General features: G+C 69.4%; 21 protein-coding genes, 1 pseudogene and 1 riboswitch. Of the genes and pseudogenes, 6 read left to right on the top strand and 16 right to left on the bottom strand.

Annotated elements, in window-relative coordinates; genetic code table 11:
- Positions 1–95 precede the first annotated feature (95 nt).
- Complete coding sequence (locus E7Z53_RS01930) at positions 96–1,046, top strand: intradiol ring-cleavage dioxygenase (RefSeq protein ID WP_095650126.1); 951 nt, start codon at positions 96–98, stop codon at positions 1,044–1,046.
- 47 nt (positions 1,047–1,093) lie between these two features.
- On the opposite strand, the gene E7Z53_RS01925 is transcribed toward E7Z53_RS01930, so the two are convergent.
- The 5 genes from E7Z53_RS01925 to E7Z53_RS01905 form a co-directional block, all read right to left on the bottom strand.
- Entirely contained in the window at positions 1,094–1,420 is a 327-nt protein-coding gene (locus E7Z53_RS01925) for a GYD domain-containing protein (RefSeq protein ID WP_095650127.1), read from the bottom strand.
- Positions 1,421–1,575: 155 nt separating this feature from the next.
- Complete coding sequence (locus E7Z53_RS01920; RefSeq protein ID WP_126349647.1) at positions 1,576–2,004, bottom strand: DUF1801 domain-containing protein; 429 nt, start codon at positions 2,002–2,004, stop codon at positions 1,576–1,578.
- 313 nt (positions 2,005–2,317) lie between these two features.
- Complete coding sequence (locus E7Z53_RS01915; protein WP_051063841.1) at positions 2,318–3,502, bottom strand: thermonuclease family protein; 1,185 nt, start codon at positions 3,500–3,502, stop codon at positions 2,318–2,320.
- Positions 3,503–3,790: 288 nt separating this feature from the next.
- Positions 3,791–4,273 carry a hypothetical protein gene (locus E7Z53_RS01910; RefSeq protein ID WP_176337053.1) on the bottom strand — a complete coding sequence of 161 codons (483 nt, stop codon included), beginning with the start codon at positions 4,271–4,273 and terminating at the stop codon, positions 3,791–3,793.
- Positions 4,274–4,292: 19 nt separating this feature from the next.
- Positions 4,293–5,039, bottom strand: a complete 747-nt coding sequence (locus E7Z53_RS01905; protein WP_176337052.1) for a hypothetical protein — start codon at positions 5,037–5,039, stop codon at positions 4,293–4,295.
- A gap of 287 nt (positions 5,040–5,326) precedes the next feature.
- On the opposite strand from E7Z53_RS01905, the gene E7Z53_RS01900 reads away from it, so the two are divergent.
- Both E7Z53_RS01900 and E7Z53_RS01895 read left to right on the top strand, forming a co-directional pair.
- The gene (locus E7Z53_RS01900) at positions 5,327–6,241 is read left to right on the top strand and encodes a nuclease-related domain-containing protein (protein ID WP_255219365.1); all 915 of its coding nucleotides are present in this window, start codon (positions 5,327–5,329) and stop codon (positions 6,239–6,241) included.
- Between the two features lie 184 nt (positions 6,242–6,425).
- Complete coding sequence (locus E7Z53_RS01895; protein WP_255219364.1) at positions 6,426–6,695, top strand: hypothetical protein; 270 nt, start codon at positions 6,426–6,428, stop codon at positions 6,693–6,695.
- 156 nt (positions 6,696–6,851) lie between these two features.
- Here the strand turns inward: E7Z53_RS01895 and E7Z53_RS01890 are convergent, their stop codons facing one another.
- Together E7Z53_RS01890 and E7Z53_RS01885 are read right to left on the bottom strand one after the other, a co-directional pair.
- Positions 6,852–7,202, bottom strand: a complete 351-nt coding sequence (locus tag E7Z53_RS01890; RefSeq protein ID WP_176336866.1) for a hypothetical protein — start codon at positions 7,200–7,202, stop codon at positions 6,852–6,854.
- A gap of 191 nt (positions 7,203–7,393) precedes the next feature.
- Positions 7,394–8,344 carry a helix-turn-helix domain-containing protein gene (locus tag E7Z53_RS01885; RefSeq protein ID WP_176337051.1) on the bottom strand — a complete coding sequence of 317 codons (951 nt, stop codon included), beginning with the start codon at positions 8,342–8,344 and terminating at the stop codon, positions 7,394–7,396.
- Positions 8,345–8,478: 134 nt separating this feature from the next.
- Between E7Z53_RS01885 and E7Z53_RS01880 the strand changes: the two genes are divergently transcribed.
- Complete coding sequence (locus E7Z53_RS01880) at positions 8,479–9,261, top strand: SDR family oxidoreductase (RefSeq protein WP_176337050.1); 783 nt, start codon at positions 8,479–8,481, stop codon at positions 9,259–9,261.
- Between the two features lie 139 nt (positions 9,262–9,400).
- Here E7Z53_RS01880 and E7Z53_RS01875 read toward each other — a convergent pair whose 3' ends face one another.
- The 6 genes from E7Z53_RS01875 to E7Z53_RS01850 all read right to left on the bottom strand — a co-directional run bounded on the left by E7Z53_RS01875 (position 9,401) and on the right by E7Z53_RS01850 (position 17,993).
- Positions 9,401–10,318, bottom strand: a complete 918-nt coding sequence (locus E7Z53_RS01875; RefSeq protein WP_176337049.1) for an alpha/beta fold hydrolase — start codon at positions 10,316–10,318, stop codon at positions 9,401–9,403.
- Positions 10,319–10,623: 305 nt separating this feature from the next.
- Positions 10,624–12,303 carry a DUF5635 domain-containing protein gene (locus E7Z53_RS01870; RefSeq protein WP_255219363.1) on the bottom strand — a complete coding sequence of 560 codons (1,680 nt, stop codon included), beginning with the start codon at positions 12,301–12,303 and terminating at the stop codon, positions 10,624–10,626.
- 255 nt (positions 12,304–12,558) lie between these two features.
- Positions 12,559–15,045, bottom strand: coding sequence for a DEAD/DEAH box helicase (locus E7Z53_RS01865; protein WP_217905332.1), 2,487 nt, complete (start codon positions 15,043–15,045; stop codon positions 12,559–12,561).
- 256 nt (positions 15,046–15,301) lie between these two features.
- A complete protein-coding gene (locus E7Z53_RS01860) occupies positions 15,302–15,637 on the bottom strand; it encodes a hypothetical protein (protein WP_176337047.1) in 336 nt (111 codons plus the stop codon).
- Between the two features lie 194 nt (positions 15,638–15,831).
- Positions 15,832–16,797: a 2-hydroxyacid dehydrogenase gene (locus E7Z53_RS01855; RefSeq protein ID WP_176337046.1), complete on the bottom strand. Its 966-nt coding sequence runs from the start codon at positions 16,795–16,797 to the stop codon at positions 15,832–15,834.
- Positions 16,794–17,993 carry a pyridoxal phosphate-dependent aminotransferase gene (locus E7Z53_RS01850; RefSeq protein ID WP_176337045.1) on the bottom strand — a complete coding sequence of 400 codons (1,200 nt, stop codon included), beginning with the start codon at positions 17,991–17,993 and terminating at the stop codon, positions 16,794–16,796. The genes E7Z53_RS01855 and E7Z53_RS01850 overlap by 4 nt, the downstream gene beginning before the upstream one ends.
- A 233-nt stretch (positions 17,994–18,226) precedes the next feature.
- Between E7Z53_RS01850 and E7Z53_RS20675 the strand changes: the two genes are divergently transcribed.
- On the top strand, positions 18,227–19,624 hold the full coding sequence (locus E7Z53_RS20675) for an ATP-binding protein (RefSeq protein ID WP_176337044.1): 1,398 nt from the start codon (positions 18,227–18,229) through the stop codon (positions 19,622–19,624).
- A 75-nt stretch (positions 19,625–19,699) separates the two neighbouring features.
- Here the strand turns inward: E7Z53_RS20675 and E7Z53_RS01840 are convergent.
- The 3 genes and pseudogenes from E7Z53_RS01840 to E7Z53_RS01830 all read right to left on the bottom strand — a co-directional run.
- Positions 19,700–20,092 (bottom strand): annotated as a pseudogene (locus E7Z53_RS01840) (NlpC/P60 family protein); the annotation flags it as partial.
- 113 nt (positions 20,093–20,205) lie between these two features.
- Positions 20,206–20,391: riboswitch (cyclic di-AMP (ydaO/yuaA leader) on the bottom strand.
- Between the two features lie 676 nt (positions 20,392–21,067).
- Entirely contained in the window at positions 21,068–22,306 is a 1,239-nt protein-coding gene (locus E7Z53_RS01835; RefSeq protein ID WP_176337042.1) for an MBL fold metallo-hydrolase, read from the bottom strand.
- A 223-nt stretch (positions 22,307–22,529) separates the two neighbouring features.
- Positions 22,530–22,820, bottom strand: a complete 291-nt coding sequence (locus E7Z53_RS01830; protein ID WP_176337041.1) for a hypothetical protein — start codon at positions 22,818–22,820, stop codon at positions 22,530–22,532.
- Positions 22,821–22,911: 91 nt separating this feature from the next.
- Here E7Z53_RS01830 and E7Z53_RS20085 point away from each other — a divergent pair, with 91 nt between their 5' ends.
- Positions 22,912–23,043 carry a hypothetical protein gene (locus E7Z53_RS20085; protein ID WP_255219362.1) on the top strand — a complete coding sequence of 44 codons (132 nt, stop codon included), beginning with the start codon at positions 22,912–22,914 and terminating at the stop codon, positions 23,041–23,043.
- The last annotated feature ends 32 nt before the right edge of the window (positions 23,044–23,075 follow it).

Here is a 23,075-nt window from a genome sequence, read left to right as displayed (position 1 = left end):
AATTCGCACAAGCGGTGCTGTGTCCCGGCTCAGCCGCGGCACAGCACCCGTTCCTAGCGTGGAGGCCGACAACGACCCGTACCGATGGAGGACCCATGGACCGCAGCACCCCGCACGAGACGGCGCTCAGCTACGAGGGCCGCCGGCTGCCGCGCCCCGAGGAGGAGGTGGTGGACCAGGGGCTGGGCTTCGACATCGGCACCCTGATGAACCGGCGGAAGGTGCTGACGGTCTTCGGTCTCGGCGCCTCGGCCTTCGGACTCGCGGCCTGCGGGGCCGGGGCGGGCGGCAGCGGCGCGAGTGCGTCGTCGTCGGCCTCCACATCGCCCTCGCCCTCGGCCACGGCCCTGGCGGTGGACGAGATCCCGGACGAGACCGCCGGGCCCTACCCTGGGGACGGCTCCAACGGCCCCGACGTGCTCGAGCAGAGCGGAATCGTGCGCAGCGACCTGCGCTCCAGTTTCGGGGACGCCGGCGGGACCGCCGAGGGCGTGCCCTTGACGCTGGAGCTGGCCATCGCCGATCTCGCCAACGGCGGGGTGCCGTTCGCGGGAGTGGCCGTCTACGTCTGGCACTGCGACCGGGAGGGCCGCTACTCCATGTACAGCGAGGGCGTCACGGAGGAGAACTACCTGCGCGGGGTGCAGATCGCCGACGACGACGGGAAGGTCCGCTTCACCAGCATCTTCCCGGCCTGCTACACGGGCCGGTGGCCGCACATCCACTTCGAGGTCTACCCGGACCAGGCGTCCATCACCGACTCCACCACCGCGATCGCCACCTCGCAGGTCGCCCTGCCGAAGAACGCGTGCGACGCCGTCTACGCCACCACCGGCTACGAGTCCTCCGTCAGCAACCTGGCCCAGCTCACCCTGGCGAGCGACAACGTCTTCGGCGACGACAGCGGGGCCAGCCAGCTGGGTGCCGTCACCGGCAGTGTCGCGCAGGGGTACACCGTCACCCTGACCGCCGGGGTGGACACGACCACCACGCCCACCGGCGGAGGCATGGCGGGAGGGTCGGGCGGACCGCCCCCGTCTCGCTGAGCGATCCAGCGGTCGGTCTGCTTCTGGGGATCCCCTGGCAGACGGGATCAGGTCCCGGGAGACCGGTACTTGATCTGCTCGGCCCGGCGCAGGGCCTCCAGTGTGTCCTCGACGCTCATGAGCACCGTGGTCTCCCGGGAGCTCAGGGCGCCACCACCGCTGATGGCCAGGACGACCGCGGCCATGGACACGTTGTCGGGCGCCTCCCACAGGTTGTAGCCGTCGTGCTCGCCGAACGCGTACCAGAAGCCGTGCAGCTTGCCGCCGACGGATTCGATATAGTCCTGGGCGGCCTGGCGACGGTCCTCCGGGTGGGCGATCAACCGCGCCCAGGTCTCCGGGGTGTAGCTGAACTTGGACAGGTAGAGCGGCATCGTCTCGTCCCCTCGTGTGGTGGTGTCCGTCCGGCCGGTTCCGAGCAGGCGTGTGCTGACCGTAGGCCCCCGCACGGGCGCACTCCAGGGGATCACCCGGATCGTCGCCGGCCCGTGACTCATGTCGCCTCCGTGTCGGTGGAGGCGGCGTCCGCTCAGGCCGGGGCGCCGTCCCGGGCTCGGTCCGTCCACGGGCCGTCGCCGAGCTTCGCGTACGAGGCGGCGACGATCTGCTCGAGGACGTCCAGGTCCACCGCGTCGAGATCCTTGAGGTAGATGCAGCCCACTCCGGTGGTGTGCGGGCCCAGGCGCGCCAGGTTCTCCCGGTGGGCGTCGACGCCGTCGTACACGTAGACCGTCGTCGCCGCCTTCCGGGCGGCGAAGCCCGCCGCGGGGGCGTCGCCCTCGTGCCCGCTCGCGTACTTGTAGTGGTACTGGCCGAAGCCCACGATGGTGCCCCACATCTCCGCCGGCTGACCGGTGACCCGGGTGAACAGGGGGAGGAGGCGCTCGGCGTCCGCCCGCCGCTTCGCCGGCGTGACCCCGGCGAGGTACTCCTCGACCGGCTGACCTGTCTTCTCCACGGTGAGCTCCTCGGGGTCGCTGGGACGTCGATCGTCTCAGGCCCCAGGGTCCTCGGCCGGTCCGACACGGCAGCGGGGACTCCGCTCGGATCATGGGTGACGACGACGCGGGCCGGTCACCGACGGCTCAGGCGCGGCGTCCGGTCCGTCCTGGACCAGCCTGATCCTGCGGGTCGTGGTCTTCATCTTCGTCTTGGGGTTCTTGAACCGTTCGGTGTTCTCCGGCGGCGACTTCCTGGCGCATGCGGCGTTCCTGGGGGATTTTTCATCTTGGAGCCGGCACCACTTCCGTGACCAGATCCTGTCGCCGGGATCAGCAGGGCTTGAAGAACTTCCCGCCGGGCGCGTAGCAACGAGGTCCCGTGTAGCCGGGAATGTCCGCGTAGTAGCCGGGAGGGGCCTGGTTGACGATGTTGGCGCCCGGGTTCGGGGCGGGCTTCGGCGCCGGCACAGGGGCGGGAGCCGGCGCGGGCCTCGGCGCGGGGGCGGGAACGGGGGCCGGATTCGGCGCGGGCGCCGGCGCGGGTGCGACCGCCCGGCGTGCGGCGTCGGCCGCTGCCTGCCGTGCCGCTTCCGCCTGGCGGTCGAGCTCGGCCTGCCGGGCGGACTCCGCCTGACGGGCCGCGTCCGCCTCCGCCTGTCGGCGCTGGTCCTCGGCCGCTCTGCGCTCCGCAGCCTTGGCCTCCGCCGCGCGGCGCTGCTCGGCGGCGCGCTCCTGGAGGGCCGCGACGTCCTGGCGGACGCCCGAGATCCCGCTCGTGAGCGATGGCAGCCCGGCCAGATGGCGGACGTGCGGGTGCGCGTCGCCGTCGACCGCGTCGAGCGCCGCCAGGAACGCGACGGCGGCCGCGATCTCCCCGGCCGCATCGGCCAGATCCGCCGGTGCGGCGTCGGCGAGCGCGCTCGTCGCCTGCTGCACCTGCGCCGGGATCGTGCAGCCGTGGGTGGGGTCGAGCAGGCCGGCCTGCTGCTGCTCCGCCTCGGCGAAGGCCTCCTCGACCGGCGGCAGGAACCGGCCGTTGGGCGCGATGTAGAGCGGCGTGCCCAGGCCCTGGCGGGCGATCTCGGCGTTGACCAGCGTGCCGTCCTCCAGGAAGACCCCGGCCAGGGTGCGGTCGTAGCGGTCGGTGCGCTCCTGGTCGTACTCCAGGCCCACCACGGTGCCCGGCGGCAGGAGCTCCTCCAGCAGCGCGGTCGCCTCCGGGCCGAGGCACTCGACGACCTCGTTCGGGTCCTTGGTCTCCGGGGTGTCGATGTTGAGCAGCCGCACGCGCACCACCTCACCGTCCCGCCGGACGTCGACGGTGTCGCCGTCGATCACCCGCTCCACCACGGCGCGCTCGCCGCGCAGTTCCGGGGCGGCGGAGGTCTCGGGGGAGGCGGCGTTCGACGACGACGTCGTGTCGCTGGAGGCCGCCGACCCGCCGCAGCCGGTCAGGAGCGCGAGGACGAGCGCGGAGGCGCCCAGTCGGAGCAAGGTGGGAGAGGAGGGGGCCACGGAAGTCCTGTCAGGAAAGCGTCAGTTCCCCTCCAGCCTATGGATGCATCTGCAATCACCCGGGAAGCTGGTGTCCCCAGTTCTGCGGCCGCGGGCTCAGGCGCGGCTCTCTGCATCTCGGATGGTCTCCGGCACGACCTGGCCGGTGGCGTGCTCCGACGCGAGTGTTTCGAGGGCTGCCAAGGTGCCGGTGAGCGCCGGGAGCGCCAGGCAGACCATGCCGCCAGGCCGCTGGACCCAGCAGTCACCGGCAGGGAGCAGAGCCGACACCGGCAACGAGGCCCGGTCTTAGCGCAGGGGTTCCGGTGCCGCGGCGAACGCGGCGGCGATGTCGACCGTCACCGCGGCCGGCGGCTCCCCGCTGTCCAGGGGCACTCCATGGGTGAACTGCCGAGTGCTGTTGGCGACCTGGATCCGCGCGGTTGCCCCGTCCCGGTGCACGGAGACCAGCTGCAGATCGGGATCGGCGTGGGAAAGGTCGGGGAGGTAAGCACCTAGGTCGTCCAGGAGTTCGCTCCACAGTTGCTGGGGGGCGGGGGTGTCCGGGTAGGTGTCGGGATCCTGCGCGGCCGGCGGGGTGATGGGTCCGGCAACCTCGCTCAGCAGCTGTGCGATGCGAATCCGCCCGGCCGTCAGCGGCACGGTCACCGACGGTCCCGTCACGCACTGCACGTCGGCGGTCTCCTGGGCCAGCGTGACGCCGGTGATGAGGCTGTGGTGTTGGGCGCGTTCGACCATGGACAGCTCGTGCAGGAAGGTTCCACCGGTCACGGTCACGTCCATCAACCCCTCAGATGTTCAGAGCGTTCTTCACGAAGTCAGGGCACGCTCCTGCGTATCCCTGACAGTACGTCGTCGTCACTCCGAAGGGGCGGCCGTCACTGGTGTTGGTGCGGAAATCCACCCCCGCCATCACCGTGACCGTTCGCACCACCTTGCACGTGCGCCACCACAGGATGCCGGAGCACCTGACTTCGTTCACCGGGGTGCTGTAGTTGTACTTGGAGCCGGAGACGAACCACTTGTACTGGGGATACTTCGTCGTAGCTCGCGCGACCCGGTAGTTGACGTTGTGGGTGTTCACGATCTTGGTGTTGATGTTGCTGCGCAACGTCACGGTCCTGCTGTCACGATCCAGCCAGCTGTAGAGCACGGGCGCGTTGGCGGCGGCCACCATCACCCGGGGAGCCGCGACTGTCGAGGCCACGAAGTGCTGCTGAGACTGCAGAACGGGCTGATCCGATGGCAGAGCGGCCTCCTCCGGCAGCAGCAGTTCGGGCACCGTCTCCGGCTCCTCGAGCACCGCCTCGGCGACCCCATCCTCTACGCCGACCTTTTCCAGGTCGGTGGCCTCCACGGTCTCGCCGACCGCCACGTCCATGTCGCCGACCACGGCGAAGGACACCTCGGCGAACTCCTGGCCGATCTCCGGTGCAGGAATCGGGGTCTCGATCCTGGTGGCGGCTGCGGGAGTGCCCAGCAGACCCACCACTAGGACGGTGGCGATCGTTCCTGTGGTGATGCTTCTGAGCCTCATGGACCACTCCTTGCGCCGGGACGACCCTGTGACCGTCGTGGATGACGCTGACGCTATCCACTGTGTTTGCAATCGACATCATCCGAAAGGAGGGAGGCACCACGACGCGGAAGTATCTCGTCGGTCGTAACATGCTGGCCTGCGCCGAGGTGCTGCGGAGCAGGGGGCCGCACTGCGGGTGCTGATGGCGTCACACAACGGAACGAAGGCGCTGCTACTTGCCGTGTACTAAAGCAAAGACATGAGATGCAGGGAGACCTTCTCGTCCCGTTCGAAAGCTGACCATCATGACGCCCTCCGTCGACCCTGCGCTGCCACCTCCTGCGCCCATCCGCACCGCGGGATTCGCCGTCTTCCGGCTGCTCGGGCCGCCGGCGGAGGCGCGGGCTCCGACGCCGGAGTCGAATCTGGCGAACCGACGAGCTGGGCAGGCGGTGATGGCCGAGACGCTGCGGATCCACGACGGAGATCCGCCCCGATCGTGGTGGCGACGTCTGGTCGGATCCAGCCCGCTCAGTGCCGACAGCCGGCCCTGGTTCCAGGGAGCGCTGGGGGAGATCGCAGTCGGGCAGATCCTCGGCCGCCTGGGCCCGGAATGGACGGTGCTCCACGCCGTTCCGGTCGGCGCCGGGGTCTCGGACATCGACCACGTGCTGATCGGTCCGGCAGGCGTGTTCACGCTCAACACGAAGAACCACGCGGGCAGAAATGTCTGGATCGGCGAGCGCGCGATTCTGATCGACGGGCACAAGCAGCACTACCTGCCCCACGCCCGGCACGAGGCGGCCCGAGCGGCGAAGCGGCTGAGCGCGGCAGTGGGGGAGCCGGTGTCGGTCACCCCGGTGCTGGTGCTGATCGAGCCGGGAAGGCTGACGATCAAACGGCGTCCCGCCGACGTTGGAGTCGTCACGGATCGTGAGCTGCTGCGCTGGCTGAAGCGTCGTCGTCCCGTCCTGGCTCCCGAGCGGATCGCCCGGATCGCCGCCGCAGCCGTGGTTCCGGGGACCTGGCACCACCATCCCGCGCCGCCCGAGGATCCGGTCGCTCTGCAGGAGCGCTTCGCGGAGTTGATGCAGATCGTGCGGAGCGCGCGACGCCGGCGCAGGTTGTGGAGCTTCGGGCTTTTCATCGGTGCAGGTGCAGCCATGGTCAACCACGGTCCGAACGCCCTGACGGCACTGCTCAGCACCGGGCTGTCCTGAGCGGCATGCGCACATCGGTCAGGAGTGCAGCACGGCGCGGGTGACGAGGCGCCCTTCCAGCTTTCGTGAACTCTGGCATGGGAGATCCACTCGGTCCGGTCCCCGCCACGTCAGATGTCGGCAGCTTTGCGGGGGAGGCCGGTTCCCTCTTGCCGGTGGCTGTCCCGAGGCGCACAGTTCTCATATGAGAACGACGAAGTCGTTGTTCGTGGTGGCCGTGGTGATCGCGGCCCTGGCCCAGCTGGTGGTCGGGTTCTTCTACATGGCCAGCGGTCTGATGGCTCCGCTGTGGGCTATCGTGCTCCTCGGCGTGTGGTGGGTGTTCCTCACCTACATCGGGGTGCGGCTGGTGCAGCGCCGGTCCTACCTGGTGCTGCTGGTCCCCGTCGTGGCTGTCGCCACATGGTTCGGCGTCATGACGTTCGGGGAAGCGGTCCTCGGCTGGACTCCCTGAGGTCCATCAGCTCGTGCCGCATGCGCCGCCGGAGGGTTCACACCGCTGCCCACGGTGTTCTACAGCCGGCTGCTGTAACGCCTGTCGAGGCGTTGCCCTCGTCCGGCAGGAGGCGCTGAACCTGCCTGCCGGACGAGGGCTCCTTCCAGTCGCTATTCACGAGCAGGTTGTGGGCCCGGACAGGGGCCGTGCGTTCCTCGGGATGTCGTCAGCCACGACGGCCTGCCAGGCCGACGACGCGGCGACGACGTTCGACGGACTCGCCGCGTGACCGGCGCCCACGCGCGGGGCCACGTCGCCCAGGAAGACCAGGCTGCGTCGCAGCGTGTGGACCCAGCCGTCCCAGCCGAGGTCGCGCCACGGCACCCGCTCCTCCGGGGGTGCGGCCAGACGGCCGATCACTGTGTACACCGACAGCACGGCGGCTGCGGCCAGCACCAGGAACACGAACGAGATCATGATGAGCTCCTTGCCCGCGGTGTGCCGGCCGATCCGGCTCACCCTCACGCTGACAAGCCTCGTCGGCCGGAGTCTCTCGCACGAGTGGCAGAAATGACTACCTCCGGTTGTTTGCTGCCAAGTCTGTCGGTGCCTTGTCGCGGAGTCCCGGATGGGCGGAACGCTCGCTCGGGACCGCGGCCATGACAGAGCACCTCGGCTTCGCTCTCGCGGCCGAGCCGGTGCTCACATGGCGGGGCTCAGGAGGTCGTCGCGAAGCGACGGCGGTACTGCTGCGGGCTGAGCCGGCGGATCCGGGTGAAGTGGTGGCGCAGTGTGGCCGCGTTGCCGAAGCCCACGTCCGCGGCGATGCGCTCCACGGGCAGGTCGGTCTCCTCGAGCAGCTGCTCGGCCCGGTGCAGGCGCCGTGCGATGATCCAGGCGTGCGGGGTGGTGCCGGTCTCGTCGCGGAAGCGGCGGGCGAAGGTGCGCGGGGACATGGCGGCGCGCCGGGCCAGGGCGTCGACGTCGAGCGGCTCGTCGAGGTGCCCCACGATCCAGGTGAGCAGCGGGTCCAGCGTCTCGGCCCGGCGCTCGGGGACCGGGTCCTTGATGAACTGGGCCTGACCGCCCTGGCGCTGCGGCGGCACGACCATGCGCCGTGCCACGGTGTTGGCGGCCGCCGAGCCGAACTCCTGGCGCCACAGGTGGAGGCAGGCGTCGAGGCCCGCGGCGGTGCCGGCGCTGGTGAGGATGCTGCCGTCCTCCACGTAGAGGACCTCGGGCACCACATGCGCGGCGGGGAACCGCTCGGCCAGCTCCGCGGTGTGCATCCAGTGGGTGGTGCAGCGGCGGCCGTCGAGCAGGCCGGCGGCCCCCAGGACGAAGGCGCCCGAGCAGATGGACAGGAGCCGGGCGCCACGGTCGTGGGCCGCGCGCAGCGCGTGGATCACCTCCTCCGGGACCGGGATGTCCCGGGACATCGCCGGGAGGACCACGAGATCCGCCGCGGCCACCCGGTCGAGGCCGTGCTGGACCGCTATGTCGAAGCCGGCGATCGTGCGGACCGGTCGCCCATCGGGGCTGCATACAGCGAAGTCCATGACGGGCAGGCCGTCGCCCGAGCGGTCGATCGCCCAGGCCTCGCAGGCCACCCCGAGCTCGAAGGGGGAGACCTCGTCGAACACGATGACGGCCACGTTGCTGATCATGGGTCCATGCTCCCAGCCCCGTGGCAGGAAGTCGACGACAGACAGAAAGGTGACGCTCGCGGCAGGGCCGGTCGGCGAGGAGAATCGAGGCCAGCAGCACCGAGGCACGGACGGCGGGAAGAGGACGGTGGGCCATGGAGAGCACGGGCGAGGGCGAGCGCCGGAAGGTGGCGGTCCTGGGAGCGACCGGGCAGCTGGGCGCACGGGTGGTGACACATCTGCGCGAGCGCGGCGTCGACGTCGTCGAGGTGTCCCGTGGGCAGGGCGTCGACGTCTGTTCCGGTGAAGGCCTGGACGTCGCGTTCGAGGGGGTCTCCACCGTGGTGGACTGCCTGCACCTGGCGACGCTGTCCCGCAAGCGCGCCGTCGACTTCTTCACCACCACCGCACGCAACGTGGCGGCGGCGGCACAGCGGGCAGGAGTGTCCCGGATCGTGTGCGTCACGATCCTCAACGCCCGGGAACCCGAGGTGCACCAGTGGATGGGCTACTACGCGGGCAAGGCCGCTCAGGAGCAGACCTACCGTGCCGGGCCCGTCCCGGTCACGTTCGTGGCCTCGGCGCAGTGGTACGAACTGGCCGAGACCCTGCTGTCGCAGATGCGCATCGGCCCGCTCTCCGCGGTGCCGGGGATGCGCTCCCGGCCGCTGGCCGCCGCCGAGGCCGCCGCGTTCGTCGCCGAGCGTGTCCTGGAGTCCGGCGGCCCCGCGACCTCCGACGACGCCGTCATCGCGGGGCCCGAGGTCCGCGACATGGCGGAGCTGGCCCGCGCGATCGACCAGCACCGTGGAGGACGCCGGAAAGTCCTCCGGGTGCCGGTGTCCGCCACCGCTCTCGGCAACGGCGGCCTCCTGCCCCGAGGTGACTTCACGACCGCCCCGACCCGGTTCGAGGACTGGCTCCGCGGCACCTCGTAAGGGATGCGTTCGATGGCGCATCAGGCCGCGGCGCTCCGGGCGGCACGATCGGCTCGAGTGGTTGTCATCGAGCGGCCCAGTGCGCCGCCTCGTCCGGGCGGCGCCGCCCGTGGATCGTTCCGCGCCGCGTCGCAAACCTTCACCCGGCGGCGTCGACCAGGTCGTCCAGGACCCGGTCGAGTCGGGCCACGAGGGAGAGGTGTCCCTCGTGCTCCAGCAGGTGCGCGCGGGCGCCCGGCACGCGCGCGGCGAGCCACTCACCGTGGGCCACGGGGACGGTGCGGTCCTCACGGCCGTGCCAGATCCGGGTCGGCACAGTGATCCTCTCGACGGCGAAGCCCCACGGGCGGTCCACCGCGAGGTCGTCGTCGCGCCAGCCCACGATGCCCTGGAGCAGGGAATGCTCGGCCGCGCTCAGCACGTATCCGGCGAAGTCCCCGGTCATCACCGCCTGGTCCACGGGCGGGAGCATCACGCGCAGGAGTGCCACGACGTCGCCCCCCGGCGCCGAGGCCGCCGCGCTCATGGCCTTCATCCGCTCCTCGAGGTAGGCCTCGAGCGCGCTGCGCCCCTTCCGGGCAGCGGTGAACTCTGCCGCGCTGTCCTCGTCCATCCCGGCGACCGGATCCAGCCCCTCGAGGCGCGGCGGGGCGTAGCCGGCGAGGGAGGCGGCCGCGCGGCACCGATCTGGGAGCAGTGCAGCGCAGGCCAGGGCGCGCGGGGCACCGCTGGACCAGCCGAGGGAGAGAAAGTCCGCCACTTCCAGCGCGTCCAGGACGCACCGGGTGTCGGCCACGGCGTCGGTGACCGTGCCGGGTGCCGTCTCCTCCGGGAGCGGGTCCGAGGCGCCGTACCCGGGGCGCGAGACGGTGACCACTCGCAGCCCACGGCCCGCGGCCGCGCGCTCGAGTGGCCCGAACGGGACAGCGGCACCGGGAGCTCCGTGGTGGAAGACCACCGGCAGGCCTTCCGGTGGACCGGTGAGCCGGAACTCCAGGCGGCGCCCGTCCGATGTGGTGACGCTGCGGTTGCCCTGGTCCTCCGGCTGCGCGCTCATGCGTTCCCCCGCTGTCCGTGGGCCGCTCTCGTGCTGCCGTGGCGGCCTGGTGACTCCACGTTAGGACGTCGAGGCACCCGCGACCAGGGCGGCGGCGGGACGGGGGGAGGAAGGGGCTCACGGCGCTCCTGTTACAGCTCGGTGCTCACTGCGGCGTCCAGCAGCCTCATCCGGTCGACGACCGTCTGACTTCCCCGACAGCCGGCGGTGCGGACAACTGTCCCTGGCCGAGAGCGGGCAGATCCCACTCGCGCCGGACCCGGGCGTGCGAGTCGACGGGCGGTGGCGATTCGTGGTCGACGGGCTCATGGCACAGGTTCGTAGCGCGTGGAACGGCCACCCCCCACCTTCCGCAGATCCGTCCCCTCGAGGTCCTGCAGCGCCCGTTGTGCCGTTCCCCGGGCGACGCCGGTCAGTTCCGTCAGGTCGCCGCTGGTGATGGCGGGGTGCGCGCCGAGCCAGGCGTCCACCACGGCGCGCAACCGATGGGAGTCCGTCGAGGCATGAGGCAGGATCTCCGGGCCCGACGTGGACGCACGGCGAACGGCAACGAGCCGCCACGAGGAGCGGCCGAAGACCCACACGTCCTTGTAGGAACGGATGAGCGCCTCCCCGTCGACCGTCGACTGGGTCGCGGCCTGGAGCGCCACGTCCGCGGAGGCGGCATCCGATTGCAGGGCGTCGGCGACGTCCTGCAGGGCGAGGAAGGGGCGGTGCAGCAGGGCGTCGACGATGATCGCGATCCGGTAGTCCTTCTGCCGCGCCGTGGGCCGGATCCTGTCCACCAGCTCCATGACGGGGCGTACAGGAGGCCCACCGACGAGGGTGCACGTGACGCGGTCCCCGGCCTCCTCGGCGATGATGGGCGGTCGGTGCCCCAGCGAGATCATCGTTTGGTACATGCGGTCGACCCCGAGTCCCTGTTTCTCCACCAACCCCATGGCGCGGAAGAGGTCTGCGAGGGCCGGATAGCGCGCGTGGCGGTTGCTGAGGACGTTGTCCGCAGAGATGCCCCCGGTGAAGCCCCCAGGGTTGCGCACCACAAGCGTGCTGTCGTGCTCGATCCACCGGACATCGGTCGGCTCGGACCGGTTCCAGTCGCGGTGGATCAGTCCGTTGAGCACGGCCTCGCGCACCGCGTTCGGCGGGACCTTGCGCACGGACTCCGCAGCGAAGGAGTCGGTGTGGACGACGAAGTCGTTGAGCGTCTCGAGCGCTTTCTCGATGTTGTCCAGTTGTTCGAGCAACGACGAGGAGGAGTCGGGCACCACGCGATTGATCACGTTGCCGCCGTGGACGTCGAGAATGGTCAGTTCGATGAGCGGACGCGCGGCCGGGGTGAACAGCAGGCGCCCCGCCTGCGAGAGTCTGTTGTCACTGCGCACTGCCCCCAGGCGGCGCAGCAGGTCCTCGTCGGTCTCCATCGGATCCGTCCCTGTGTGGCTGCGCACCAGTCGGAGAGTTCCTTGGGTGACATCGTCAGGCGTCACTCCCGAAGATGCGGCCATGGGGTCGGTTTCTCGAGCCCTCTCCCGGTGCTGCCACCACTCGGATCGGTCGATCCGGGCGCATTCGTCTCCCACCCGCCAGCGCAGGCGGTCGCCGGTGTCATGGACCGGTTCGGGGGATTCGGCGACGTAGAGGACCAGCACTCTCTGACCGGCCACGTACTGGACGACGATGTCCGGCGCGACGCTGACGGCACGATTGATGCGTTGGCGCAGCCAGTCGATATCGAGCTCCGTGCCGAGGACCTGGCCGGTGCGGTCCTCGACGCCGAGGATCAACGCGCCTCCCCCCGGCGAGTTGGCGAGGCACGCTACTTCGTCTGCCAGTTTCGTGGCGGCCTCCGGATTCTGAGCGAGGCCGGGCTCGAGCTGTGGCCCGTTGCGCCGCCCTGCCTCCTCCTTGAGGTCGACGGCAGCGGTCTCCTCGGTGGACAGCAGTGCGCCGTCCTGCTCCGAGGCGAGCAGCGCGGCGACCATGGACTCCAACTCGGTACGGCGCTCAAGGCCAACTGGTCGCAACGCAACTCTCCAATCTGACACTCTTCCCCGAATAATCATTATCTTGTCAGATTACAGGGCTCTTAATCTGGCAAGATTCTCTGGGTGTGCGAAGGGATGACAGCAAAGGCGACGACGTCTGCTGGAGGGGGCTCTCCGAGACCCCCGGAGTCCGGAGCTGGGGTCCAGCGGCGGGACCTTCAGGCGCAGCACGGAGGGACTCGCCCCGGGTGACTACGGACGCCGAAGCACCGCCTGTTCTGCCGCCCGGAATCCTTCCTTCGCCATGACCCGCCGGCGCCGTGCGTACATGCGTTCCAGGAGTGGCACGTCCTTGTCGCAGTAGTCGTGGACGACTGCCGAGAGGGAGGCGTCCGACGGCCCGCGGGTGATGCGTCCGAGTTGTTGGATCACACGGCCTCTGAAGGAGACAGGGACCGCGAGGAACAGCGTGTCGAGGGTCGGGAGGTCGAGGCCTTCGCCGGCGATCTTGTCGATCGCGACGAGCACGAACGGGTGCTGTTGAGCGTCCGCTTCTCTGAGTTCTTTCCGCACCGCACGACGTTCAGCAGCGGCCATGCGCCCGTGGAGCCGGAAGACCGGTGCGTCGCATCCCTCGATGGCGTCAGCGAGCGCGTCGAGATGGCTGAGCCGGTTCGTCAGAACGAGACAGGTGCGGCCCCGGTCGACGGCGTCCCTGATGTCTTGCGCGATCATCGCGTTGCGTTCGACATCGGTCGCGAGCTCGGAGTAGATCGCCTGGATGGACGGCCCGTCCGTTCCCGGTTCTTCGGTGGTGAATGTGGTCTCGTGCGTGATCAGCTCTCGAGGAGCGCGATCAGCGGGGTCGATCACATGCCGGATGGGGCCGCACTGCATCGTGATCAGGCCGTTCATCTGATCGGCGCGGTAGGGAGTCGCCGTCAGTCCTGCCCAGTTGCGGACGCTCACGGCGCGCAGCGCAGCCTCGGTCGCGGGCGCTGCGACGGCATGGCATTCGTCGATGATGATCTGACCGTACTCCTCGAGCAGAGCGGGATCCGCGTTCCGGTGCGAGACGGACTGCATCATGATGAGATCCACGGTCCCGTACCGCTTTCTCCGTCCAGCACCAAGCTGGCCGATCTGCTGGTCCGTCAGGTCGAGGAATTGCTTCAGGCGCTCCCGCCACTGTGTGAGCAGTTCGGCGCGGTTCACCAGGATCGCTGTGGGCACGGCACGCTGAGCGATGAGCGCGCAGGCGATGACCGTCTTGCCCGCACCCGGAGGCGCGACCAGGACGCCGGTGTCGTGCGCGAGGAGCGCATCGACTGCAACTCTCTGCTCCTCACGGAGATCTCCCACGAACGCCAGCTCCAGGTGCGTGTGAGTCTCCGAGCTGGTGCCGATGATGACGCGAAAACCGGCTTCGCCCAGCAACGCCACTGCTTCGTCGGTGAGGCCGCGCGGCAGGCGCAGTTCGTGTTCGTCGTGCTCGAAGCCGGTGACGAGGCGCGGTGTGCCGAAGGTGCTGAATCGCTGGGCCTGCCTGCGATAGAACTCGGGGTTGGGCACCGATGCCATGTGCTTGAGCTCGGTGATCACGACGCCGGGAAGGTCGCCTGCCGGGACGTGCAGGACGGCATCACGGCGCAGCTCAAGTACTTGCCCGGCTGTTGCGCGAGCGAGCGCTGTGATGCTTGCTCGCCGCGGTCGCACGCCCAGCGTCTCCGACGGACCGACGCGCGAGTCGGCCGTGGTCGTCGTCCCGAGTCCTGCCACGCGCTCGACAGGCACGGGAGTCGTCGTCGCCAGCACGGCGAACTGGTCCTCGTGCGGGTCCCAGGTCGCAGGGTCGGCGAACACGGTTGTTTCGCGACGCCGGCAGTCCCCCTGCAAGGGCAGTGCGATGAGGTTCCCGAGACGTGCCCGGCCCGTTGACCGATCCGGCAACGTGTCCTGCGAGGGGAAGAAGCGATCGTAGCTGCGGAAGTCCATCCCGGGCCGTTTTGCCATCGCGGCGCGAAGCAGCGACATCCCCGCCGACCGCGCGGTGGCGGCGGGCACCGGCGCGGCGAAGAACATCCAGACGTGCGCGCCCTCGCCCGACCGGGAGATCTCGGCGAGAACATCAATTCCGGCACGCCTGCATTCCTCGACAAAAGCTGCGGCATCCAACCGCCAATCCGCGTCGTCGAAGTCGCACACCAGCAGCCGGCAGGTGTCATCTGCGAGCATCGGATAGATACCGACGTGGAACTCACGATCCCCTGGACGAGTGCCCCCACGCAGGTGCCGCTCGAGCACGGCACCGTCGAGTGCCAAATGGTCCGCTGCGGTCTCCGACCCGGTGTAGAAGCCACCACGGACCGCGGGACTCCAACCGGACTTGCCCGTGCGGCTACTGGTCCATCTGACCGCGTAGACGTCGTTCCTGCCGGCGAAGCGAGCGCTGAAGAGGGCAAGCTTCTCGGCGCTCGATGATGTCGCCGTGACGCTTGAAGACTCGCTGGAACGAACGTCCGAGAAGATTCCGGTGCTCCCTGGCCCTGCCCGATCACTCTCCAGCTTGCGGAGCGCAGTGCGCGCCTCCGCCAGTTCTCTTTCGAGGTCGATGATCCGCGATCGCAGCGCCTCGACCTCGTTTCCGAGCTCCCGATCCCCCACGGGCATCAGGCTACCGATGCGGTGACGAACCTCGAAGACCTGGCCTTCCGACGCAAAGGTTGTGTCCGTCGACATGGATGGTCAGATGCCGCGTTGAAGCCATCCCCGTGCTCGTCCGACCTCGACAGGCCAGCGCTCCTGAACGCTGTGGAGTCGGTCGATGATGACGTCCCGGTCGACGAGCTCATGTTGGAGCAGGGCTCCGACGAACGCCCGGTCCTTTTCCTAGTAGGCCAGCAGCTTCGTCGTCGTGTCGTCCACGCCATCCAGGAAGAAACCCTGCGTCTGCTCGAAGTCCGACCACTGGGTGCTTGAGCTGGTAGCGGTGCACTCAGCGTCTCGGCAACGACTTCAGGATGGACAGCCGCTCCTCCTGGCCAATCAGGCCGCCCATGGGGGAGACCTCACGCATCTCGATGCTGCCGGGGTCGGTGGATTCCAGGGCCGTCCGCAGGGTCTCCACGTCGCGGTTCGCCACGATGCGGCGCCAGCGGTCGAGGTTCTCCACGTGCGGATGCCCTTGCACCGAGCTGCTGAGTCGCTCGAGGTTCTGGAGGATCCGCGGTGTCCAGGAGGACAGGGTCTCTTCGTTCAACTTGGGGACCAGCGACCGGTGAAGGAGCAGGGTGCGCAGGCTTGACCGGTTCATCGCGGTGTCCTGGGACATGGCTCCTCCTCTCGTCCTGGTGACCGATTCTACCGTTGCGCATGGTGTCCGAGCGGACTGGTGGCTCATCTCTGGTGCCCAGGTGAAACGTCCCCAGGCGTGGCCATCAGAGCATCACGTTGGCCCCGCTCTGGGAGAGATCAAGGTTGGGCTGATCCTCGCGGTCCTGCCCCGATCGACGGATGCCCCTGCTGCTATCCGATCGGTGTCGGCGGCCGTTGCCCGCCGAGCACGGCGAGCACGTTCTCGGCGGCGAGCACCGCCATTGCGGTGCGCGTCTCCACCGTGGCGGAGCCCAGGTGCGGCAGGAGCACCACGTTGTCGAGCTCCCGCAGTTCGGGATGCACCCGGGGCTCGTGCTCGTAGACGTCCAGTCCGGCGCCCGCGATCCGGCCCTCGCGCAGCGCGGACGCGAGCGCCGCTTCGTCGACGATGGGTCCGCGTGCGGTGTTGACGAGGTACGCCGAGTCCTGCATCGCCGCCAGCTGCTCGGCGCCGATCAGGTGGTGCGTGGCGGGCCCGTAGGGGCAGTGCAGCGACACGACGTCGGAGACGCTCAGCAGCTCGTCGAGCTCGACCCGCCGGGCGCCCAGCTCGGCGGCGATCCCGGCATCGATCTCGCTGCGCGACTGGTAGACGATCTCCATGCCGAAGGCCCGGGCCCGGGCCCGGCGCGCGGTCGCCTGCCCGATGCCGCCCATGCCGACGACGCCGAGGGTCTTTCCCTGCAGACCGCTGCCGAGCAGGAAGAACATGCCCCACTTCCACTCCCGGCCGGAACGGATGAGCCGTTCCCCCTCGCCCAGCCGGCGGGTCGCCATGAGGATCAGGCCGAAGGCGATGTCGGCGGTGGCGTCCGTGAGCACGCCGGGGGTGTTCGTGGCCACGACGTCGCGTTCGCTGCAGGCGGGCACGTCGATGTTGTCGTAGCCGACGGCGACGTTCGCAACCACTTTCAGCTGCCGGCCGGCGGCGTCGAGCAGTTCGGCGTCGATGCGCTCGGTGAGCAGACTCACCACGGCGTCCGCCCCGGCCACCCGGCGCAGGAGCTCCTCGCGGCCGATCGGCTCCGGATCCGGCCACATCTCGACCTCGTGGGCGGCGCGGAGCTTCTCGATCGCGGCGTCGGGAATCCGTCCCGTGACGACGACCCGGCTCATGCCGTCTCGATCCACTCGCGCAGGCGGCCGAGGCCCTCGCGGATGTCGGGGACGTCGATGCCCGAGTAGGCGAGCCGGATGTACTGCCGGTCCTCGCCGGGCTGGCGCCGGCCGAAGTGCTCCCGCGTGCAGAAGGAGACGCCGGTCTGCTGCAGGGCCGCCGTGGCGAAGTCATCGACCGCGGTATGGCCCGTGCGCTCCATGGCCGCGGTGACGTCGGGGAACAGGTAGAACGTCGACTGCGGTACGGCCACGTGCATGCCGGGGATGGCGTTCACGAGCTCGCAGGCGGCGTCCCGGCGCTCACGCAGGACGTCGAGCGTCTGCTGCACCGGTTCCTGAGGGCCGCGGAGTGCTGCGATGCCGGCCCACTGCACGTAGTGCGTGGTGCAGGACTCGTCGTTGGTGTTGAGCGTGCCGAGCACCGTGGTGATCTCCAGCGGCGCGACGGCGCAGCCGAGGCGTGAGCCGGTCATCGCGAACTTCTTGCTGAACGTGTAGAGGATGACGGTGCGCTCGGCCATGCCGGGGAGCGACGCGATCGAGCTCGAGACCCCCTCGTAGCGGGTCTCGAAGTAGGCCTCGTCGGAGAGCACCCAGAGATCGTGCTCCTGGGCGAGCTGCGCGACGGCCTCGCGCTCGGCCGCCGTCGACTCGGCCGAGATGGGGTTCTGCAGGTCGTTGTAGATGATGGCGACCGTGTTCGGGGTGATCGCGGCGCGCACCTGGTCGAGGTCGATGGCGAAGCCGTCCTCCGTGGGGAGGTAGCGGTACGGCACCGCCGTGCCGCCGAGGTACTCGATCTGCGACTCGTAGATCGGGAAGCCGGGATTCGGATAGAGCACCTCGTCGCCGGGGTTCATGACCGCCTGCAGGAACTTCGTGATGACGGGCTTGCCGCCCGTCATTACGACGATGTTCTCGGGGCTGAGACCGATGCCGCGGCGCGAGCCGATGTCCTCGGCGAGGGCCTCGCGCAGCTGCGGGATGCCGGGGCCGGGGCAGTAGCCCGTGTGACCGTCGGCGACGGCCCGGTCCATCGCCTCGATGATGTGCGGGGCCGTCGGGATGTTGATGTCGCCGAGGTGGAAGGGATACACGCGGTTCCCCTTCGCCGTCCAGGCGGCCGCGGCTTGCGCGACGCTGAAGGCGGTCTCGGTGCCCAGCCGGTCGAGCCGGTGCGCGAGTTGGCGCATGCTGTCCCACTCCTCGTCGAGTTGGCGATCGGTCCGCTGGTGGATCCGGGTCGAGCATACGACTCATATATCAGACTGGGAAGAGCGGCTTCAGGATGATGTCCTACGGGCAGGCAGCGAGCGCCGGCACGGCGACCGGAAGCGTCATTCAGGAGTTCACTCTGACATTCATTCCTCATTCAGGCTCAATGAGTGTAGTGACGAGTGAATGACAGAGTGAAGGAGTTCTGTGAGTGTGGAAGCCGCCCCAGTACGAGGTCACTCAGCTTCTCGCCAACCAGGGCCAACCCACCGATGATCAGCAGCCGGTCAGGGAGGCTGCGCTCGCTGACCTCGACCCCCAAGCGGTCTCCGCACTGCTCGCCCGCGTGCGGGAGCGCTCCCCTCGGGCCTTCGCCGCAGTGCCCGACGACGTCGCTCTCACCCGCCTGGGCGTACTGGTGCGGGACGGTGAGAACCTCGTTCCGTCACTGGCGGGCCTGCTGTGCCTGGGCATCTACCCGCAGCAGTTCTTCCCGCAGCTCAACGTCACCTTCGTGGCGCTGCCGGGAACCACCATGGGCGAAACTACCCAGGACGGACGACGGTTTCTCGACAACCAGACCGTCGACGGTCCGCTGCCGGTCATGGTGCAGGACGCAGTGGCCGCGGTGGAGCGCAATATGCTGCGTGGCGCCGTCATCCAGGGGGCTGGGCGGTCGGACCGGTACGAGTACCCGCTCGAAGCCGTGCGCGAGCTCGTGGTCAACGCCCTGATGCACCGGGACTACGGGCCCTTGGCCAGGGGGACCCAAGTGCAGATCGAGCTCTATGCGGATCGGCTCGTCGTCAAGAACCCGGGTTCGCTTCACGGCGGCGTCGAGGTCGGGGGGCTCGGCGCGGACGAGATCACGTCCTCGCGCAACGGTCTGCTGGCTCGTCTGCTCTCCGACGTCGAACTCCCGGGCCGGCGCGAGGTGGTCTGCGAGAACAGGGGGTCGGGCATTCCCAGGATCATGGCGACGCTGCGCGCTGCAGGCATGACCCCGCCCGAGTTCGAGGCCACGCTGAGCCACGTCAAGGTCACCGTTCCCCGGCATGCCCTTCTCGACACCGACACCGTGGAATGGATCGCCTCCCTGGGCGTCACCGGCCTCACCGATGCCCAGCACATGGCCCTGGCGATGCTCCACCACGGCACCGAGGTGTCCAACGAGCGGTTGCGCAGTTGGGGACTCGACAGTCGGGAAGCCACCGCGGCACTCACTGACCTCGTGGACCGGGGGCTGGCCGAACGTTCTGGCGGGAGACGTTATGCCCGGTATCAGCTCTCACCGGACGTCGCGCTGTCTTCCCGAGTGGCCGGGCCCGATGTCGACCCATCGAGCCCACCCGAAAGGTCGGCGCCTCGACCCGGCGGGACGATCGTCCTGGACGAAGACTTGGAGTCCGTATTGCGTGCTGTGGGTGCGGAGGGCCTGGACGCCACGCGACCGGTGGCCGCCCACCTGGGATGGACCTACAGCCGGACGCTGAGCCGGATCAACGAGCTCATCGGCCGTGGCATGCTCGAGGCTACGGCTCCTCCCACCAGTCGCAAGCGCCGGTACAGGGTCACGGCTGAAGGAGTCCGACGCCTCTCGGTGTCCTGAGGCGCCCCGTAACGAGACGCGGGTGTGCGGTTCCCGTCGGGACGGGAACCGCACACCCGCATCCTGCGTGGAGTGTCAGCGCACTCGGATGTAGACGGGGCCGGAGCCGACGTTGACGGTCTGGATGACCGTCTGGTTGCCGTTCCAGCCGCCGTGGACGGCCTTGCCGCCGCCGATGTACACGGCGATGTGGGCGAAGCCCATGCCGCCGTTGGCGTAGTAGACCAGGTCGCCGGGCTGGGCCTGGGCGGCGGAGACCCGAGTGCCGAGCTTCAGGTAGGAGGCCGGCCACCCGTGGTGGTTGATCCCGGCCGCGCGCAGGGACTTGGTGACCAGGGCGGTGCAGTCCTGGCCCACGCCGAGCTGGTTCTTGGCCGCCGCGGCGATGGTCGCGGCCTTGCCGGACTGGGACTGGATGCTGATCAGCTGCTGGGGGGCTGCCGCGGGGGCCGCCTGGGCCGGGGCCACGCTGCCGAGCGCCAGGGCGCCGCCGGCGACCGCCAGGATCGCGGTGCGTCCGAGTCGGAACGAGTTCTGGGCGCGGTGGCGGGGCATGCGGGACTGGAAAACGGGCATGATTGATGTCCTCCCTCTTGCCTGCGAGGTGAGCTGTCGGATGCGGGTGGGAGACACCCGGTCGTCAGGATGGGGGCCCTGACGACTTAACCCCTAGGTCCCGGGGGAGGGACCGTTCATGGTTCCCCCGCTTCTGCCGAGCGATATGTCTGGGGGCCCCGGGCACCGGCAGAATTCGGCGATGTGCACGGGGATGTCGATCGGTGAGGCGACCGGCACGGAGAGAACACTAATCGAAAGATAACGGAAAAGTCTCGCTTTGATCACGGGCGTGTCTCGACGTTTGTTGTCGACCCAGTGGTGGACCTCCGCATCCGGACGAGGTTGCCTGTCGAGGGCGCCGATCGGGACCGTTGGGGAGGCTCAGTTCGAGACGAAAGTGCTCTTGACCTGGAGGTCCATCGAAGTGAAGACGATGGGTGAGCACGCTCGGGTGTGGATCAGAACGTTCAGTGATGGGGCCCGTGTCGGGGCGCGACAAATGAGGAGTAAAGCCCCACAAAGCCTGTGGCTGTCCGCGCTCAGTGCTTTTCCTTCAGGAGGACAAGGGCGTTTTCTTCGGGTGTTTCAGGGCTTGATCAAGAATTCACAAAAGGAAAATTGTTGGTGCTGTGGTGATTCTCGGGCACAGCCGGACTCCTCTGCGGACACTGCCGCAATGCGTGCCGGACGTCGCATGCCAGGGGGCCGCTACGTTCGTCGCGGTGCGTGCCCCGGAGCTCCCTGATGCGACGACAGCCGGCGACGCGGCTGCCGCCGCACCCGAGATGCGGGACATGGCGGAGCTGACCCGTGCGGTCGCCGCTCGGGCCAGCTCGTCGGCGCCGCGGAGTTGAGCTGCCGGCCGGTGCTGCGGTGCCGACCGGATCAGCCGATGGCGATGGCGTCGAAGTCCTCGCTGATGACCAGTTCACCGGAGAAGTTCTCGGCGGCCTTCTCCCACTTCTCGACCGGCCAGTTGCCCGGCACGAGGTGGTTGAGCACGAGCTTCTTCACCCCGGCGCGCTCGGCGATGCCCCCGACATCCTCGATCGTGGTGTGCGCCCCGATCAGGTGCTGGTACTCGGCCTCGGCCGCGGCGTCGCGGGGCTCGGGGTGGCGCTGGGCCACCCACTCGGCGGCGATGGCCTCGTGCACGAGGACGTCCGAGCCCTTCGCCAGTTCCACGAGGTTCTCGCTCGGCCCGGTGTCCCCGGAGAAGGTCACGGAGCCGGTGTCGGTGTCGAAGCGGAACGCGAACGCCGGGAACACGGGAGCGTGCTGGACCAGAGTGGCCGTCACCTTCACCCGGTCGTCCTCGAAGACCTCCACCGGGCGCATGCGCGGGTGCGGGTCCCCGTTGGGGTCGTCGATCAGCTCGGCCGGCAGCTGGATGTCGTGGCCGGCGAAGAAGTCCTTGGGCGGCGGGTAGCCCGAGTCGATGATGCGGTCGTTGAAGTCGGTGGCGAAGGTCTTGATCATCGCCTCGATCGTCTCCCGGGTGCCCGGGGTCGGGTTGCCCGGGTTGACCACCTGGTCGGACGGGATCTGCGCGCCCTGGTAGCTGATCGGCAGGGCGCCGCGGTTGCCCGGCCCGTAGATCTCCAGGACGCGGTCGGGGATCGCCACCCCGTTCTGCAGGCCGGTGCCGAGGATGTTGTAGAGGTCGGAGATGTGGTCCGAGTGCAGGTGGGTGAGGAACATCGCCACGAGGGCGTCCAGGGGGCCGCGCATGTCCTTGTCCCAGGTGCCCAGCTTGGCCTTCTTGATCTGCTTGCCGACCCCGTCCCCGGCGTCAACCAGGTAGTACTTGTCGCCGACCACGACCGCGGAGGCCACGCCCTCGCGGTGGGAGTCGTTCCACCACGGCGGGCCGCCGCTGGTGCCCAGCAGCACGATCCGGTTCGTGGCGTCGGTGGTCAGCGGGGCCCGCCCCGGGGCGCGGCCGGGGGCGGACGCCACAGCGGAGGCGGTGCTGGAGGCTCTCAGCGTGCCAGACGACGCCGCGCTTCCCGATGCGCAGGCGGTGGCGGCGAGCGGCGACAGCCCGAGTGCGGACGCGAGGCCCAGGGCGCGACGGCGGGAGATCCCCGACGAGGAGCGCGGCGTGCGGTCGGATGCGGACATGGTGATCCCCCAGGTGTGGTGCAGGACGTGGATGAACGTCCAGTATGGCGGGCGTCCGCGCAGGTGACAGGGGATTTGAGGGTTCTGATCAGACCCGGTCGAACCGCATTAGGACTTGTTGCAGATCAGTCGGGGAGGCTAGTGCCGTGGACGGGACGAGCGACCTGCCGTGCGAGTGCCGGGCAGTCCGGAGCGGTGCGTCCGAAGGACAGGTGCCGGTGCCTCAGTCCGCCGGCGACAGCGGCGCCTGCCCCGGACCCGGCCGCTCGCCGAAGGCATGGTTGATGTCGAGCCAGGCGTCGGCGTCGGGGCCCTCCGCGACGAGGCTCCCGTCCTGGCGGTGCCGCCGCCGGGTGGCGAGCAGGGCGAAGTCCAGGGCCGGTCCGTGGATGCGCTGAGCCGCCTCTGCCGGTCCCCAGGTCCAGGTCTCGTCCTCGTGGGTGAGCTCGACGCGGAACGGCTCGGCCGGCGGGTCCAATCGGCGCTGCATGAAGGCGTAGTCGCGGGTGGCCACGCTCAGGTGGGCGACGTGCCGCAGTCGGTGCGAGGCGACTGGGGGAAGGCTGAGAGCGTCGCGGACGTCCTAGCAGTGGGCGAAGGTATCCATGATCGAGGCGCTGGCCATTATGGGCGCCCTCATGGGCGGACCGATTCACGGCATGCGCTCGCCCTCCGGCACGGCGGCGAACCGCTCGAGCACGCCGCGCTCCGTCCAGGTGAGGTGGGCGATCTGGTGATGGATCGTCTACTCCTGCGCCGGAGTGGGAGG

This window comes from Kocuria salina, assembly GCF_013368965.1.
GTDB lineage: Bacteria > Actinomycetota > Actinomycetes > Actinomycetales > Micrococcaceae > Kocuria > Kocuria rosea.
Note: the sequence above shows the minus strand (reverse complement) of the source record. Positions and strands in the feature narration are given on the sequence as shown.